Source organism: Vibrio alfacsensis (genome assembly GCF_019670485.1).
GTDB classification, from domain to species: Bacteria; Pseudomonadota; Gammaproteobacteria; order Enterobacterales; family Vibrionaceae; genus Vibrio; species Vibrio alfacsensis.
This window is the reverse complement of record NZ_AP024165.1, coordinates 1,686,226-1,703,364: the sequence shown is the minus strand read 5'-3', so window position 1 is coordinate 1,703,364 and position 17,139 is coordinate 1,686,226. Positions and strand designations below refer to the sequence as shown.

Annotated in this window: 14 protein-coding genes; 9 read left to right on the top strand and 5 right to left on the bottom strand. The window is 43.6% G+C overall.

What is annotated here, in order from left to right; genetic code table 11:
* Nucleotides 1-331 precede the first annotated feature (331 nt).
* From thrS to pheT, 8 genes are all read left to right on the top strand, one after another.
* Nucleotides 332-2,260, top strand: coding sequence for a threonine--tRNA ligase (gene thrS / locus VA249_RS08040; protein WP_099078768.1), 1,929 nt, complete (start codon nt 332-334; stop codon nt 2,258-2,260).
* 54 nt (nt 2,261-2,314) lie between these two features.
* Nucleotides 2,315-2,815: a translation initiation factor IF-3 gene (gene infC / locus VA249_RS08035; protein ID WP_256997334.1), complete on the top strand. Its 501-nt coding sequence runs from the start codon at nt 2,315-2,317 to the stop codon at nt 2,813-2,815.
* A 117-nt stretch (nt 2,816-2,932) separates the two neighbouring features.
* Nucleotides 2,933-3,127 carry a 50S ribosomal protein L35 gene (rpmI, locus tag VA249_RS08030; protein ID WP_128810778.1) on the top strand — a complete coding sequence of 65 codons (195 nt, stop codon included), beginning with the start codon at nt 2,933-2,935 and terminating at the stop codon, nt 3,125-3,127.
* Between the two features lie 40 nt (nt 3,128-3,167).
* Complete coding sequence (rplT, locus tag VA249_RS08025) at nt 3,168-3,521, top strand: 50S ribosomal protein L20 (protein WP_004727974.1); 354 nt, start codon at nt 3,168-3,170, stop codon at nt 3,519-3,521.
* 285 nt (nt 3,522-3,806) lie between these two features.
* A complete protein-coding gene (locus VA249_RS08020; RefSeq protein WP_221067612.1) occupies nt 3,807-4,121 on the top strand; it encodes a heavy metal-binding domain-containing protein in 315 nt (104 codons plus the stop codon).
* A 372-nt stretch (nt 4,122-4,493) separates the two neighbouring features.
* Nucleotides 4,494-5,303, top strand: a complete 810-nt coding sequence (locus VA249_RS08015; RefSeq protein WP_221067611.1) for a helix-turn-helix domain-containing protein — start codon at nt 4,494-4,496, stop codon at nt 5,301-5,303.
* Between the two features lie 362 nt (nt 5,304-5,665).
* On the top strand, nt 5,666-6,649 hold the full coding sequence (gene pheS, locus VA249_RS08010) for a phenylalanine--tRNA ligase subunit alpha (RefSeq protein WP_128810780.1): 984 nt from the start codon (nt 5,666-5,668) through the stop codon (nt 6,647-6,649).
* Between the two features lie 18 nt (nt 6,650-6,667).
* Nucleotides 6,668-9,073 (top strand): phenylalanine--tRNA ligase subunit beta, encoded by a 2,406-nt coding sequence (gene pheT / locus VA249_RS08005; RefSeq protein ID WP_221067610.1) that lies wholly within the window; start codon nt 6,668-6,670, stop codon nt 9,071-9,073.
* A 169-nt stretch (nt 9,074-9,242) separates the two neighbouring features.
* On the opposite strand, the gene VA249_RS08000 is transcribed toward pheT, so the two are convergent.
* The 3 genes from VA249_RS08000 to VA249_RS07990 form a co-directional block, all read right to left on the bottom strand.
* Nucleotides 9,243-9,686 carry a tellurite resistance TerB family protein gene (locus VA249_RS08000; RefSeq protein ID WP_128810782.1) on the bottom strand — a complete coding sequence of 148 codons (444 nt, stop codon included), beginning with the start codon at nt 9,684-9,686 and terminating at the stop codon, nt 9,243-9,245.
* Nucleotides 9,687-9,864: 178 nt separating this feature from the next.
* Nucleotides 9,865-11,805 carry an alkaline phosphatase D family protein gene (locus VA249_RS07995; protein ID WP_221067609.1) on the bottom strand — a complete coding sequence of 647 codons (1,941 nt, stop codon included), beginning with the start codon at nt 11,803-11,805 and terminating at the stop codon, nt 9,865-9,867.
* Between the two features lie 9 nt (nt 11,806-11,814).
* Nucleotides 11,815-12,165, bottom strand: coding sequence for a VC1380 family protein (locus tag VA249_RS07990; protein ID WP_221067608.1), 351 nt, complete (start codon nt 12,163-12,165; stop codon nt 11,815-11,817).
* Nucleotides 12,166-12,426: 261 nt separating this feature from the next.
* Between VA249_RS07990 and VA249_RS07985 the strand changes: the two genes are divergently transcribed.
* The gene (locus VA249_RS07985) at nt 12,427-13,740 is read left to right on the top strand and encodes a MipA/OmpV family protein (RefSeq protein WP_221067607.1); all 1,314 of its coding nucleotides are present in this window, start codon (nt 12,427-12,429) and stop codon (nt 13,738-13,740) included.
* Between the two features lie 107 nt (nt 13,741-13,847).
* Here VA249_RS07985 and VA249_RS07980 read toward each other — a convergent pair whose 3' ends face one another.
* Nucleotides 13,848-16,193, bottom strand: a complete 2,346-nt coding sequence (locus tag VA249_RS07980) for a glycosyl hydrolase family 18 protein (RefSeq protein WP_221067606.1) — start codon at nt 16,191-16,193, stop codon at nt 13,848-13,850.
* Nucleotides 16,194-16,530: 337 nt separating this feature from the next.
* Nucleotides 16,531-17,115, bottom strand: coding sequence for an FMN-dependent NADH-azoreductase (locus tag VA249_RS07975; protein ID WP_221067605.1), 585 nt, complete (start codon nt 17,113-17,115; stop codon nt 16,531-16,533).
* Nucleotides 17,116-17,139 lie beyond the last annotated feature (24 nt).

Genomic DNA, 17,139 nt, shown 5'->3' with positions numbered 1-17,139 from the left:
GCTTGATTGTTGATTATCTTCACAAATTGAACCTTTGTTATCAATGCTTCTTTTAGAGATGCAACGCTCATTGCATGCCGTAGCTTCATCCCATTTGTCTATTCAGGGTGGCGACAATGAGAAAAGGCTTAAATTGATATTTGCCTTGTTATTTCATCACCATCCATTAGAATGCCTAGGAATGCAAAGCCGTGTACATCCGTATTTGTACCAAGTTTTGTACCAAATTCAGTTTTTCTACACAAAAACAACATATAACCAATTGATATTTAATTGGTTATGCAAATTTCAAGTGTTGCTTGGTATGCAACACCACTGTAAAGGACATAGCATGCCTATTATTACTCTTCCTGACGGCAGTCAGCGTCAATTTGACAACCCAGTATCTACAATGGAAGTTGCGCAATCGATCGGTCCTGGTCTTGCGAAAGCAACGATCGCTGGTCGTGTAAACGGTAACCGCGTTGATGCGTGTGATCTAATTGAAGAAGATGCAAGCCTAGAAATCATCACAGTTAAAGATGAAGTAGACGGTCTAGAAATCGTTCGTCACTCTTGTGCTCACCTTCTTGGTCACGCTTTAAAGCAACTTTACCCTCAAGCTAAAATGGCGATCGGTCCAACCATCGACAACGGCTTCTACTACGACATCGACCTAGACGAGTCTCTAACGCAAGAAGATTTAGAAAAGATCGAAAAGCGTATGCAAGAGCTTGCGAAAACTAAGTACGAAGTTGTTAAGAAAAAGGTAAGCTGGCAGGAAGCACGTGATACATTTGAATCACGTGGTGAACCATACAAAGTGGAAATCCTAGACGAAAACGTATCTCGTGATGATCGTCCAGGCCTTTACCACCATGAAGAATACATCGACATGTGTCGTGGCCCTCACGTTCCAAACATGGGCTTCTGTCAACACTTCACGCTATTGAATGTTGCAGGTGCTTACTGGCGTGGTAACAGCGACAACAAGATGCTTCAGCGTATCTACGGTACGGCTTTCCATGATAAGAAAGCGCTAAAAGCGCACCTAACTCGCTTGGAAGAAGCGGCGAAGCGTGACCACCGTAAGATCGGTAAGCAACTAGACCTATTCCACATGCAGCAAGAAGCACCAGGTATGGTGTTCTGGCACCATAATGGTTGGTCTATCTTCCGTGATCTAGAAGTGTTTGTACGTGACAAACTTAATGAGTACGACTACCAAGAAGTAAAAGGCCCATTGATGATGGACCGTGTTCTTTGGGAACGCTCTGGTCACTGGGACAAATACGCAGACGCAATGTTTACGACTTCTTCTGAAAACCGTGAATACGCGATTAAACCAATGAACTGTCCTGGTCACGTTCAGATCTTTAACCAAGGTCTAAAATCGTACCGCGACTTACCGCTACGTATGGCTGAGTTTGGCTCATGTCACCGTAACGAACCATCTGGTGCACTACACGGTATTATGCGTGTACGTGGCTTTACTCAGGATGACGCTCACATTTTCTGTACTGAGAGCCAAATTCAAGAAGAAGTAACAAATTGTATCAAGATGGTGTACGATACGTACCAAACGTTCGGTTTCGACAATATCGTCGTGAAATTGTCTACACGTCCAGAAAAACGTGTTGGCTCTGATGAAATCTGGGATCAATCAGAAGAAGCATTGAAACAGTCTCTAGAATCAATGGAAATTCCATACGAGATTCAAGAGGGTGAGGGTGCGTTCTACGGTCCTAAGATCGAGTTCACGCTATACGACTGTCTAGATCGTGCATGGCAATGTGGTACTGTTCAGTTAGACTTCAACCTACCAGGTCGCTTAGGTGCAACTTATGTAGGTGAAAACAATGAGCGTCTTGTTCCGGTAATGATTCACCGTGCAATTCTAGGTTCACTAGAGCGTTTCATTGGTATTCTTATCGAAGAATATGCTGGTTTCTTCCCAACTTGGTTGGCGCCAGAACAAGCAATTCTTATGAACATCACTGACAAACAGTCAGATTATGTTCAGGAAGTAGTACAAAAATTACAAAAAAGTGGAATTAGAGCTAAAGCGGACTTGAGAAATGAGAAGATTGGCTTTAAAATCCGCGAACACACTTTGAAGCGTGTACCGTATATGCTTGTAGTCGGTGACCAAGAAATGGAAGCTGGCGAAATCGCAGTACGTACTCGTAAAGGTAAAGATCTCGGTAAATTTAAAGTGGATGATTTCATTTCTTACATCCAAGACGAGATTTCAAGCCGTAAGCTCAATCTGGAGGAATAAGCTATTAAAGGCGGAAGACGCGGCCAACAGCCGGTAAAACAAAACCCGCACCGTTTGAACGGTGAAATTCGTGGCGTTCGTGAAGTTCGACTAACAGGCGCTGACGGTGAATCAGTTGGTATTGTTTCAATCCAAGAAGCACTAGCAGCAGCCGACGAAGCTGGTATGGATCTTGTTGAGATCAGCCCTAACGCCGAGCCACCTGTCTGTCGTGTGATGGACTACGGTAAGTTCCTCTTCGAGAAGAGCAAAGCTGCGAAAGAGCAGAAGAAGAAGCAAAAACAGGTTCAGATTAAGGAAATTAAATTCCGTCCTGGAACTGATATTGGAGACTATCAGGTAAAACTACGCAACCTGACGCGTTTCCTTGAAGAAGGCAACAAAGTGAAAGTAACTATTCGCTTCCGTGGCCGAGAAATGGCACACCAAGACATCGGTGTTGATGTTCTTCATCGCTTGAAAGAAGATACTGTAGAGTTTGCTGTAGTAGAATCTTTCCCAAGTCGTATTGAAGGTCGTCAGATGATCATGGTACTTGCCCCTAAAAAGAAGTAATTAACGGCTCATAAAGTAATTAAGACCTAGCCGTTTCCCTTTCGAGGGTAAGCGGTTGGGTTTTGTTCGCCCTAATTACATTGTTTATTAAACTACTACAATGCGGAGTTATTCATCATGCCTAAGATGAAAACCAACAAAGGTGCTGCTAAGCGTTTCAAGAAAACTGCTGGTGGTATTAAGTACAAGCACGCTACAAAACGTCACATCCTGACTAAGCGTACTACTAAGAACAAGCGTCAACTACGTCCAAATGCAATCCTTCCTAAGTGTGAAGTGGCTGCAGTTCTTCGTATGTTGCCATACGCTTAATTCTTTTTAGTTATCAATCGTTTAGTTTAGGAGAAGCATAATGCCTCGCGTAAAACGTGGTGTACAAGCTCGTGCACGTCATAAGAAAGTTCTAAAACAAGCTAAAGGTTACTACGGTGCACGTTCACGTGTTTACCGCGTAGCTTTCCAAGCAGTTACTAAAGCTGGTCAATACGCTTACCGTGACCGTCGCGCTAAGAAACGTCAATTCCGTCAACTTTGGATTGCACGTATCAACGCAGCATCTCGTCAAAATGGTCTATCTTACAGCCGTTTCATCAACGGTCTTAAGAAAGCATCTATCGAGATCGATCGTAAGATCCTAGCCGACATCGCAGTATTCGACAAAGCAGCATTTGCTGTACTAGTTGAAAAAGCGAAAGCTGCTCTTTAATTAGCAGTTTAGGTTTAAGAAAAGGGGAGCATTAGCTCTCCTTTTTTATTTGTGCTAGTCATTTCATTTGTAGTGAACATTTTATTGGTTCTTGTTCTGTACGATTTATCACAGTCAAAGCTATATGGAGATAGGCTTCAATCACTCCTCATCCCATCCAAATTCTTTCCTAATCTATTTTTCTCTTCTGATGCAACTCTGCAATTAGTAACATCCTGTCGGTTTACATCGCGAATACACATGGTAACGTAAGTGAATCATTAAGTTATCTTTCAGAGGTTATATATGATCTATACAACGACCGATACTATTCCTGGCCGTGACATCGTTGAAATCAAAGGTGTGGTCACTGGGAATGTCGTTCAATCTAAGCATATTGGACGTGATTTCATGGCTGGTCTCAAAAGCATTGTTGGTGGTGAAATTCGTGGTTATACCGAGATGATGACTGAAGCGCGTAATATCGCCATTCAACGTATGGTAGAAGAAGCGTCGAGTAAAGGGGCGGATGCAATTGTCGGTATTCGTTTTACTACGAGTTCGATCGTTGACGGCTCATCTGAGATATTGGCCTTTGGCACGGCAGTGAAACTTGGTTGATCCGTATTCAGGAAGTGCTTTTTCTGTCGTTAGAGATACGACGGAATCATCTTGTGCATTAATACGCATACGTTTGTAGTATTTGGTGTACGTATTATTTTTGTCGTTACTATATTGCTTGGTTTTATATTTCTCTATTTGGTTTGTAGCGGGCTATTGTTCTGAGTTTTTGTTGTTTTCTTTTGGGTTATTTTTCAAGGGGAGTGTTCGATGAGTAGAGCATCCGTTTATACTCACAAGAAAAAACAACGTTCAAATCGGTAAGTGATATATAAATTCATAGTTTATATATAAAAATCTGAACTTATTGCTTGCTATGTTGTTCTAAGTTGTTACAAATATAATAAAGATGTAACAACTGGAGGGGGTTTAATGAGAGAGCTAACACCGGAATATTTGTTAGCGGCTTTACGGCAAGCAATCAAGACGAAAGGATTAACATACCGAGAACTATCAGAAAAAATGGGCATGCCGTTGTCCACCTTTAAGCGACATTTAACAAGCACCAATCTCGCGCTTGATAAGCTGCTTGAGTATTGCCGTGCCATCGATTGTACGTTGGATGAATTACAGAAGTTGGCAAATCAACTTCAAGCGGAAGATCAGGACTATTTCAGCCATACACAAGATGAAGTGTTTTTTCAGTTTCCCCATCTTTATGATTTTTATCGTGAGTTACGTATGCTGCGTGGTAAGGATGGTTATACCATCTTGATGAAAAAGTACGGCCTTTCGAAGCAGAGTATGGCGAGTTATCTTGGCGCCCTTGAACTACTCGATTTAGTCTATGTTGATGAAAATAATAATATTACATTACACGGCCCGCTTTATTATCGCTATGCGGAAAACTCAAAACTCAACGATAAATATACAGAGATCATTAAAGATCAGACAACGACCTATGATAAGTGTGTTCGAGTCGCACTATCCAGAATGAAAATTACGGAAGAACAGCTGCTTGTATTAGAAGACTTGGTGGCAAAAACCGTATTGGATTTTCATTCAAAAAATGTAGTCGCAGAAAACTTTAATGTGTCTGATTTTACGAATGTTCTATTGATAGCAGGCCCACATCAGCCCGTGACATTTTCAAATGGGATTGTTCAAACGGATGATAACTTTATTGATGATATACGCTATGCCATTGCTTCTGCGGGAGAGAAGCCAAGTCTCTCAATTTAGCTCATGATCGCGTGTAGTTTCTGGGTATTATGGTTCTTGGTTTTTGGTTCTTGGTTCTTGGGCAGCTATATCGGTGCTGATTAACATGCTGGTCGCTTTTCGCTGCCAGCGATATTTTTCAGTCATCAAGATAACGGTATTTTCATAAATGAATTGGTCTCTTTATGAACAACGCCGTTTACGAGAAACCTGCGGGTTTGTTGCTTAAGCTGCTTTTTTCACGTTTTTGTGTTCTTTTTATTCAATAACCTCTTCTTTTTGTAATTCAATTTGGCTTTGTTGACGGGTTTGGCTACTATGTACAGCTATCAAAAAACCAATCACTCCCTTATGGATACTACCAGTAGGTAGATGAGGAAACGATGCAACATCTAGAAGAGATCATTGCTAACGCGAGTGCAGCAATTGAAGCAGCAGAATCGCTAGTCGTACTTGATGAAGTGCGTGTTCAGTATCTAGGTAAGAAAGGTGAGCTAACTACTCAACTTCAAAGCCTAGGTAAACTACCACCAGAAGAGCGCCGTGAAGCGGGGCAAGAGATCAACAAAGCGAAAGGTGTTGTTCAGCAAGCTATCGCAGCTCGTAAAGATGCACTACAACGTGCAGAGCTAGAAGCAAAGCTAGCAGCAGAAACGATTGACGTGACACTACCAGGTCGTCGTATCGAGAACGGTGGCCTACACCCAGTTACTCGTACTGTTGAGCGTATTGAGAAGTTCTTTGGTGAACTTGGCTTTAATACAGAGTCTGGTCCAGAGATCGAAGATGCATTCCACAACTTTGATGCTCTGAATATCGCTGCGGATCACCCAGCGCGTACTGACCATGATACTTTCTTCTTCAACCCTGATTTGATGCTTCGTACTCATACGTCTGGTGTACAGATCCGTACAATGGAAAATGGTAAACCACCATTCCGTTTCATTGCACCGGGCCGTGTATATCGTAACGATTACGACCAAACGCACACGCCAATGTTCCACCAAGTGGAAGGTATGCTAGTTGATGAAAATGTAAACTTTGCTCAGCTAAAAGGCATTCTGCACGATTTCCTATGTAATTTCTTCGAAGAAGAAGTTGAAGTTCGTTTCCGTCCATCTTACTTCCCATTCACTGAACCATCAGCTGAAGTCGATGTTATGGGCAAAAACGGCAAATGGCTAGAAGTACTAGGCTGCGGTATGGTTCACCCGAACGTACTACGTAGCGTAGGCATCGACCCTGAAAAATACTCTGGTTTCGCATTCGGTATGGGTGTTGAGCGTCTAACAATGCTTCGTTACGGCGTAAACGACCTACGTGCGTTCTTCGAGAACGATCTTCGTTTCCTAAAACAGTTCAAGTAATCCAGGGGATAAATCACTATGAAATTCAGCGAATCATGGCTTCGTGAGTGGGTTAGTCCTTCGATTACCACTGACGAACTAACTCACCAAATTACAATGGCGGGTCTAGAAGTTGATGACGTGCTACCTGTAGCAGGTTCGTTCAACGGCGTTAAAGTTGGTCACGTTGTGGAATGTGGTCAACACCCAGATGCAGACAAACTGCGCGTAACTAAAGTTGACGTGGGTGAAGAAGAGCTTCTAGACATCGTTTGTGGCGCACACAACTGTCGCCAAGGTCTGAAAGTAGCAGTAGCAACCGTTGGTGCTGTTCTTCCAGGCGATTTCAAAATCAAAAAAGCGAAACTACGTGGCCAGCCATCTCACGGCATGCTTTGTTCATTCACTGAACTCGGTATCGACGTTGAGTCAGACGGCATCATGGAACTAGCAGAAGACGCAGTAATCGGTACCGATTTCCGTGAATTCCTAGGTCTAGATGACGTAACGGTAGACGTAGACCTAACAGCAAACCGCGCTGACTGTTTCAGCATTCGTGGTCTAGCTCGTGAAGTTGGCGTACTAAACCGCGCTGACGTGACTGAGCCATCAGTAGAAGCAGTAGCCGCTTCAATCGAAGACAAAGTGTCTATCGAAGTGAAAGCGCCAGCTGCGTGTCCACGTTACCTAGGTCGTGTGGTTAAGAACGTAAACGTTCAAGCTGAAACGCCACTATGGATGCAAGAGAAATTGCGTCGTTGTGGTATTCGCTCTATCGACCCTGTAGTAGACATCACTAACTACGTTCTTTTAGAGCAAGGTCAACCAATGCACGCATTCGATCTAGCGAAGATCGAAGGTGGCATCGTAGTTCGTATGGCTGAGCAAGGTGAGAAGCTAACACTTCTTGACGGCAGCGAAGCAGAACTAAACGCAGATACACTAGTTGTTGCTGACCACAAGAAAGCACTTGCAATCGCAGGTATCTTTGGTGGTGAAGAGTCTGGTGTAACAACTGAGACTAAAGACGTTCTACTAGAGTGTGCATTCTTTGCACCTGACCATATCCGTGGTCGCGCACGTAGCTACGGTCTTCACACTGATTCTTCAATGCGTTTCGAGCGTGGTGTGGATTACGCACTACAAGTAAGCGCAATGGAGCGTGCAACTCAGCTTCTTGTTGAGATCTGTGGCGGTGAAGTAGCTCCTGTTGTTGCAGTAGAGTCTGAAGCAGACCTACCTAAGCCAAATAAAGTTGCTCTACGTCGTACTAAGCTAGACAACCTACTAGGTCACCACATCGCTGATGCTGACGTAGTAGAAATCCTAGAGCGCCTAGGTCTGACTGTTGAAGCTTCAGAAGAAGGTTGGATGGCAGTAGCGCCAACATGGCGTTTCGATATCGCAATCGAGCAAGACCTGATTGAAGAAGTTGGGCGTATCTACGGTTACGACAACATCCCTAACCAGCACCCAGTAGCAGCACTTAAGATGCACAACCACGTTGAAGCGGATCTTCCACTGAAACGCGTTCGTGATCTTCTTGTTGACCGCGGTTACCACGAAGCAATTACATACAGCTTCGTTGAGCCAGAGCAACAAAAGCTAGTTGTTCCAGGTGTTGAGCCGCTAATTCTGCCATTCCCAATTTCTGCGGATATGTCAGCGATGCGTCTTGGTCTTATCCAAGGTCTGCTGAACACAGTTGTTCACAACCAGAAGCGCCAACAGCCACGTGTTCGCCTATTCGAATACGGCTTACGTTTCATCCCATGTGAATCTGCAGAAAACGGCATGCGCCAAGAGCCAATGCTAGCGGGCGTTATTGCTGGTACTCGTGGTGAAGAGCACTGGGATATTGAAACGAATACTGTTGATTTCTTCGACCTTAAGGGCGATCTAGAAGCGATTCTAGAGCTATCTGCGAACGAAAAAGCGTACTCTTTTGCAGCTCTATCTGCTGAAGACAAAGCGGCGAATCCAGCTCTTCACCCAGGTCAATCAGCGGCAATCATCGTTGATGGTAAGCAAGTTGGTGTGATTGGTACGGTTCACCCTGAGCTTGAGCGTAAGTTCGGTCTAAACGGTCGTACTATCGTATTCGAAATCGAATGGTCTGCAATTAACAACAAAGTGATCCCTGAAGCGGTAGCACTTTCTAAGTTCCCTTCAAACCGTCGTGATATCGCGGTAGTCGTGGACGAAGCGGTTGCATCTGGTGACATCGTTAACGCTTGTTTAGAACAAGGTGGCGAGTACCTTAAAGATGCGAAACTGTTTGACGTTTACGTAGGTAAAGGCGTTGAAGAAGGTAAGAAGAGCCTAGCAATCGCTCTGACTCTACAGTCACTTGAGCGTACGCTTGAAGACGCAGATATCGCTGGTGCGGTTGACGCTATCGTTGCTCACGTATCTGAGAAGTTTGGTGCGGCTCTACGTGACTAAATAGCGTATCGCTAAACTTGATTAAAGACAAAAACCCTGCCAGAACGGCAGGGTTTTTTATTGAAAGCGAATCGTGGAAAGCGAGTCAATTAGAAAAGCAAGTTCATTAGCAAACCCCGTTATTTTCTATGAATGACTCTACAAAGAATAGAATGACTACTAATAGTCATTATTGCTGAGATTGCAGTTTTGCTCGGATAAAATCACGGTGATCAACATACAGTAATTCTGCCGTTTTACGGATAACAGCATCTTCTAGCGGATCGAGCTCTCCATCGGCATACGCGACATCCCACATACTCTTAATCAAATCGTAGCGAGTTTCTTGAGGAAGATCCCTGAGCTGAGAAGTAAAGTCATAAATCGACGCAGACTCATTAGATTTTTCCTGCGCTTGTTGAAGCAGTACTTCAGTCTCTTCTTCATTAAGAGACAATAGGTGCATTATTAACGAACGTTTGGTTGCTTGTTCTCTTTCATCGATCTCATGGTCTGCCCCTGCGACTTCACAAAGCAGACAGGCAATGGCCAAGTTGGGGGAAAAAGTACTGGAATGACTAAGATCAGAGCCCTCGATAAGCTGCTTAAACAGTGCAGTGAGAGAATTAAACATAACGATCCCCATGTTAAAAAGTGATGTATCAAAGATGGGGCCGGATTATGAATATCTCAAGTTTTCCATACCCCTTATTCAAAAAAGCATACGAATTTGGCTTCTTGATTGTTCACTCTTGATGGCAAACTTCCTTTGCTCAATGGGTTGCGAAAGCTGGTATCGTTATGCCTATGCCTTATTCTTCAAGTTTAGTGGGTGGAAAGTGAACCTCGTTTCCATCACTAGTGAGAATACTAATTTGGCTTGGTTTGCCATTTTCTTCTAGCCGTAATTCACCAATCGCACTTTGGTTTACTAAGCGGTAGAAGTCATGGTTACTTGGGGCTCGTTTGAATATCTTAAGGCGCTTACGTTTCGTGAACCAGTTTAATGGCGAACGCGGGCTATAGAGTAGGCGGTCCATTGCATCGCAAAAATTGAGTAGGGCGGTCGGAAACTGATTTTTAAATCCACTGCAAGTGATTTGGTAGATATTTGGGCTGTTTTTTCGGTAACGCAACTTAATGTCGTAAGCAAAAGAGTAGTGAACATCACCAGACAAAATCACAAAGTTGGTCGGGGTTTTCGTATGCGTAAATATGCTAATGAGAGTATTTGCACTGCCGGGGTGCGCCATCCAGTTTTCTGCATCAATGACTAAAGGTTGGCCGCAACTGGTCATGACACGTTGTAGCATCTCAATAAACTTGACTCCAAACATCGGCGCGGCCGAAACGATAATGACTTTGTCTTGATTCATCAACTCTTGCTGAAACTCAATTAAAGCCTCCCAATCCATCAAACCTGATGGCTTATTCATGCGTGACTCTGAGCGCCAGCGACGGGTACGAGTATCGAGAACGACGACTTTAGGTGATGTATGTACGGTGTAGTGCCATTCTTCAAAGCGATATAGGTACTGAATAAATTGGTTTTGTGCTTCGTCGGTGAGTTCATCGAAGTAACGATGCGCATACTCCATGAACGTAGTATTAAACTTCTCCGGCGCGTTACCCCAACCTTGGCATAGCCAGTAGGCGATCAATCCGTTGCCGATGATACGATGTGAAAACGCATTTTCTGTTGCGGCTTTTTCCCAGCCGACCGTTAAATTCCAGTCATCGGTGATATCGTGATCATCGAAGATCATATAAGTTGGAATATGAGCCAGTAGTCGCTGAACGTTGTTTAGACCAGATATAAATGCATCGATATGCATTTTTTCATCACGCCAGTGCTGTTGCCATTTCGGGCTTAACTGTTTACCGCCAATAGAGAAGCCGAGGTCGAGAATTCTATCGCGGTTTATCAATGTCCAAGGTATTGGAGACCAAACCAGCAGATACATTGCGAAAAATTCAGCAAAACTAATTAAGTGGTTTTCACTCTCTCTTGAGCTGAAAATGGGCACACCTTTGTGGGGGAAGAACTTGGCTATCAAGCTTCCATCATCAACAAAGTGCGGCAAAATATGATCGCGACCGTAGTAGCAATCAGGATGTCGATAGAGCTCTTGAGTATTTTTGATAGGCGCTTGATCAAAGGTCTCATCTGGAAGACCGAGTAACTGAATAAGTTGTTCTATCGCATCAAGCATTGGCCCAGCAACGTGATCGGCATAGATCTGGTCACCACTCATTAGGAGCATGTCAGGGCGATCCGTCACTTCTTGTTTGGCTACTTTTGCATCCGCTGTAACGAGGCTGTCTTTACTAAAATGATGCGGATTACGGCACGACCCATGAAGCAGGTAATCCGCCTTTTCACTGATTACAAACTCAATACCATTTTGGGCGTTTGTATCGTTTTCATAAGCAAGGTGCGGCATCAGTGTTGTCAATGGACCGTCTTGGGTATGTATTTGGTAGCGAAGTGCTTGCCCTGAGGGGTAGTTACCTTGAAGTGTCAGCATACATACCCAAGCATTTTTACCTACTTGAAGCTGCTGGTGTGGTGAAATTGCTTCTGAGTAAAGTGCGCTATCGGAATGTGCATCAAATATATCAACAGCGCCATCTAAACGTTTTGTTGTGACTAACCAAATGTTGACCTCTGCCGGGGTCACTTTTCTTAAAATTGGGCCTGCGATGATCAGAGGTAGTTGGTTTGGCTCATTGGCCGATAGCGGTGTTGGCAAAGTGGTTCCTTATGCGTTTGAGTCTTCTTCAAGGAGTTCGATAACTTGTGAGCTGCTAAGTTCATGACCCATAAGAAATAAGCCTAACATAGCATCCGTTTTTGAAGTGTTATCGGCATCTTCATCAAGGATTTGTTTTAAGCGGGTACGAATGAGCTCAATTTCATGCTCTACAAAACCACGACCTTCTTCATCGCCTTGGCCCTCGTCAGGTGCATTATCAAAGCGTAAAAAGAGCATTTCCCCGTCGAGTTCAGTTTCAACTAAGCGTTCGGGTAGCCATTCATCACCCATAACGATATCGGGATCGGCCCCTTGTGGCAGAGTGTTGAAAATGGAGATGAGTTCAGATGCTTTCACGATAAATAGTGGTTTCTAGTAGTGATTTCCTATTGTATCGGCGAATCCACTAAAAATCTAAATCTCAATAGTGTTGATAAAGAAAAAAATACAACGTTGAACATTGGATAAACAACTTGAATGAAAATAATCAAACTCTTACGTGTTTTTTTCACGCGTTGAGCGTTAAAGTAGTAAGGTAACGGGTTAAATTTCCATTTATATTGAACCCCTTAAATTTAAAACCTAAGTTACTGAGTTATACCGTGAAACAGGAATGTTATGAAACACTTCACTAAGGCAAGTTATGCTGCGGCGGGAATACTATGTAGTTTGCCAGTCGCTGCTGAGTTTTCAGTCTCTGAACAACAATGGGGAATTGCGGCGATGTATCGGACTGCTTCAATTCCGTTTTACACCGCGGATGATGATTCAACCGTGAGTACTTTTGTCCCGATGATGTTTTTTGAAAATGATTATGTTTACATCGACGGGATAGAGGGGGGCGTTTTTATTCATAATAGTGAGGATTCCAATTGGCGAATTAGTGCTATTACGCGGCTTAGGTTTCTTGATATTCCCAAATCGGTGCAAAACGCTTTCGAGGGAGACCGAGCAGATTTCGGCGGTCAAATTCGTTACAACATTGATGATAATTGGCGTGCTGAATTTGAAGTAATGACGGATGATGAGTTTCAATTTCATACTAACTATCGTCTTGCGGCCAACTATGAGTTTGGTGATTGGGAGTTAGAACCCGCTTTCACTGTTCGTTATAAAGACGCGGACTTTAACAGCGCCTATTACTCGTTTAAGGACGTTACGGGCGAGAGTATTGGCGCAGGCATTGATGCAAACTTAGGTGTGAAAGCGCGTTACCACGTCGTATCGAACTTATATCTATTGGGGCAAGCAAGCGTTACTCGTCTTGATAGTGCAGCTTACGATAGCCAAGTGGTCGAAGATCGTTATGAGAGTGAAGTGTTTATCGGGTTTGGTTTCTTCAATGATAAGTCTAAAGCGTCTAAATCAGAGCTGAGCAATCGTCCTTATTTACGTGTTGCACATGGCTGGGCAACACCATCTAATATCGGTGATATCTTCAAACTGAACGCGGAAAAAGATGAGTACAATAACCAACTTACGTCGTTATTCTATGGCCATCCGTTAACCGATGAAATATTTGGTTTCCCGCTTGATATTTATCTAACGCCGGGTCTTGTTCACCATTGGTCTTCGGATGTGCAATCATCGAGTACTGAATATGTCGTGGCGATCAAAGCGTATTACACGTTCAATTGGCCAACCCAGTGGCGCTTTGGTGTTGCAGAAGGGATGTCTTACATTGATAACATCACTTACATTGAAGGAACGGAGATGGAAGAAAAGGGATATACAGCAAGTAATCTTCTTAACTATCTCGACTTTTCGTTTGATGTTAATGTAGGCGATCTGTTCAATCAGAAAGATTGGGAGAATATGTGGGTAGGTTATTCCTTACATCATCGTAGTGCCATTTTTGAGAGTGCTTCCCAATTTGGTCGCATCAAAGGTGGCAGTAACTACAATACCATCTATTTGCAGTATGATTTTTGATATGAATGCTTAAAACGCTAAAACGCCCTCGTATTTAAACATGAAAAGCTCCGATGAAACGGAGCTTTTCTATTACGATTCTAAGAAGCTTCTTCTATAGAACGGGTCTAGATTTGTTCCCAAGGTGAGCCTGCAACGCCTGGCTTGTCGCCTTTTGTCCACCATTTGGCTTTGTAATTTAGGCCTTGGTAAGTCGCTTGGTCACCACCGTTGTAGACTTTAGATGCACTCCATTCTTTTACAGAACCGTCATCTTTTTCTTGCCATACTTCAGATGATCCTGGTGTATCACCTTGTGTCCACCACTTAGCGGTGTACTCGACACCATTGTAAATGACTTCATCTCCACCTAGGTAAACTTGGTCTTTGTTCCAAGTGTCACCATCGGGTGCTTGTGTGCCTTTGATATTTATTGTCACGGAAGATGACGTTTGTGATTGGGCATCTGACACCGTTACGATGACGTTTAAAGTGCTGTCTTTATCTGATTCTGGAGTAGGAACGGACACCGTCGCCATGTTTCCATTTTGAACTATTGTTCCAGCAGACGCAGTAAACGTTAAGGTATCCTGATCAACATCAGTTGCAGATACCGAGATGGTTGCGATATCACCGGCAATGACATCAACAGATGCAGGAGCGTTGAGCGATGGAGGCGTATTCACTTCTTCACCTGTTCCTTTGATATTGATTTGTACGGTTTTTACATCAGAACGTTTTCCATCTGTTACCGATACAGTCACATGCTCAGTCGTATCGACCGCTGTTTGTGGGGCTTTGAATATTACCGTTGCGGTATTGTCACTGCTTTCAATCAACTGTGCATTTGAAGCAGAGAATGAAAGTGCATCACCGTCTTTATCCGATGCAGATACCATGAACGTAATGGTTTGTCCGGATTCCGCCTCAAATGCAGTTGGTGCGGTTAGAACGGGTGCGTGGTTCGGTACAACATCTTGGCTGAATACCGCATCGATTTGTTCTGCTAATGGTGAGCTTAGCTCAGAACATTGTTTTAGTTTGGCACCAAAACTGGTAAATGAGCCTTTACACTCAATGTCACCATGAACTTGCCACACGATGATACCGCCCAAATCGTGGTTAACAATGTACTCAGCTTTCTCTCGAATTGACTGAGGATCGTCATAGCTCAAGAAGTACTTACCATTTACCGCATAAGGGGCACGAGCGTTATCATCCCAGTGATGCTCCCAGCTTGGTTGTTTTACAAGATAGTTGTAGTTTGGTTGGCCTTCAAAATTTGCCCAGTTAGTCAGATCCACAGACGAGAGCGTAGGGCCATCGACCTCAAAGTTAACCATTCGCTTATCAGTTGGTGCTCCTAAATATGCGGTCGTTTCCGTGGTTTGCACGCCACGGCCGTAGAATGCTGCGCCGAAGTTAATTTTGTCTGCTGGGATACCACGCTGATTTACCATCCAATCTCGAAGTGTATCAATCGTTAAACCTGCGAATTCTTCTTCAGGATACGGGTAGAGAGGAGAGTTATGACCGGTAACATTAGACCAGCCGCCATTTAGGTCATAAGTCATCATGTTAAAATAATCCATAGAATTTACTAGACGTTCCCAGTCAAATCCCTCTAGTGCAGATGGCACCGCTTTGAATGCTGCTGTTAACAGCTTATCTTTTCCGATACGCTCACGGATGTCTTCCATTAATTGCTCGAAGTTGTCGTAATCTGCCTCTGTACCAACGAAGTTCATACCACCTGTCCCAGGATACTCCCAGTCGATATCGATACCGTGGAAACCCAGTGCCATTAACTTGTCCACATCTGCAAGGAAACGCGCTTTTTTAACTGGATCAGCAGCCACTTCTGGAAAGTGCTTTGACATACTCCAACCACCGATTGAAGCCATGACTTTCACGCCTTTTTCGTTGGCTAAATCGATAAGACCAGGTGCGCCACCCGCTTTTTTCAGTGGGAGCGGCATTTCACCGGTAACACCCGATGGTTCGTGTTTCCAGCCATTACCATTTGGAACAAAACCTTGCGCTTTTACTTTTGCGAGATTTTCTGCTTCCCACGCTTCATTACCTGGATAAGACCAAAGGTATTCTAATTCACCCCATAGGATGTGCAGATCCCAGCTAGAATAAACATCGGTGTATAATAGAGAACCTGGTTCTTGCACCGCATCAGGCTGATAGATTTTCTTGTTGCGTAAATCACCGCTGTGTAAAGAACCATCTTTTGCAACGCCAAAAAACGAGTAGTTCAGAATGGAATAGATATCCATATTCACATTCAGATGGGTTGCTTCTCCTGCGACGCTAAAGCCGTGTTGTGGGCCTTTCCATGCCTCCCATTGCGTCAGGTAGCCAATCACATTTTTGTCATGCGCTGGCGCTGCATATAGGGATGTGCTTATTAGCAAAGAGCTGGCGATAGACGCAGCGATTGCGGTCAGTTTAATACTGCTTTTCATTTCGGTTTCTCCACGCGATGTTTTTTTTGCATTTATATATCGCTTAATTCATTCCGCAAATAAATGATTCTAAGTTTGGTAGCGTGGTTCCAATTTGGTTGTTTTTGGACTTGTGGATATAACTTGTTTTTGAAGCAATATCAGATATTTGCAATGGATCTTTGAGCGGGGGAGAAACCGTTTAACGAACAAGATAAGGAGCAATATAACCAAGTTGATGATGTTTTATGTGAGATGATTTGAGGCAGGACGAAGATAGGTTCGCGATAAAATCAAACAACGAAACGAGAGAAATTCTCTCGCTCCGTTAGTCAATAAGTCATAATTTCTGACGTGGTTACACGAGTGCAAGCAGTTGGTCTTGCGCTTCAGTCATGCCTTTTGTTGCCGCATCTTCACCCATATTCAGGGCTTCAGCGTAAACAAATTCGACGTCAGTAATGCCAATAAAACCCAGTACAGTGCGTAGGTATGGCGTCATAGTATCCGTTGGTGAGTTTTTATGGATACCACCACGAGTCGTAACGACGATCGCTTTCTTACCCTCAACGAGTCCTTGCACACCATTTTCAGTGTATTTGAAAGTCACACCTGCACGAGCAATTAAATCAATCCAGTTTTTAAGCTGAGTTGGAATCGTGAAGTTGTACATTGGCGCGGCGATGATCAAAGTGTCTGCCGTTTTGATCTCTTCAATCAAAGTATTGGAAAGGTTAACAACTTGTTGCTGTTGCTGAGACAGATCTTCTGTAGCGCGTAATGCAGTCGCAATTGCAAAATCCAACACTGGTAGTGGTTCGGCAGCTAAATCACGGACAGTAAGGTTCGCATGGTCTACATTTTTGATATAGTTTTCAACCAGTTTGTTTGATTGAGAGTAATCGCCTAGGATGCTTGATTTTAGAGCTAGTACGCGAGACATAATGGATTTCCTTGAATAAGTGCT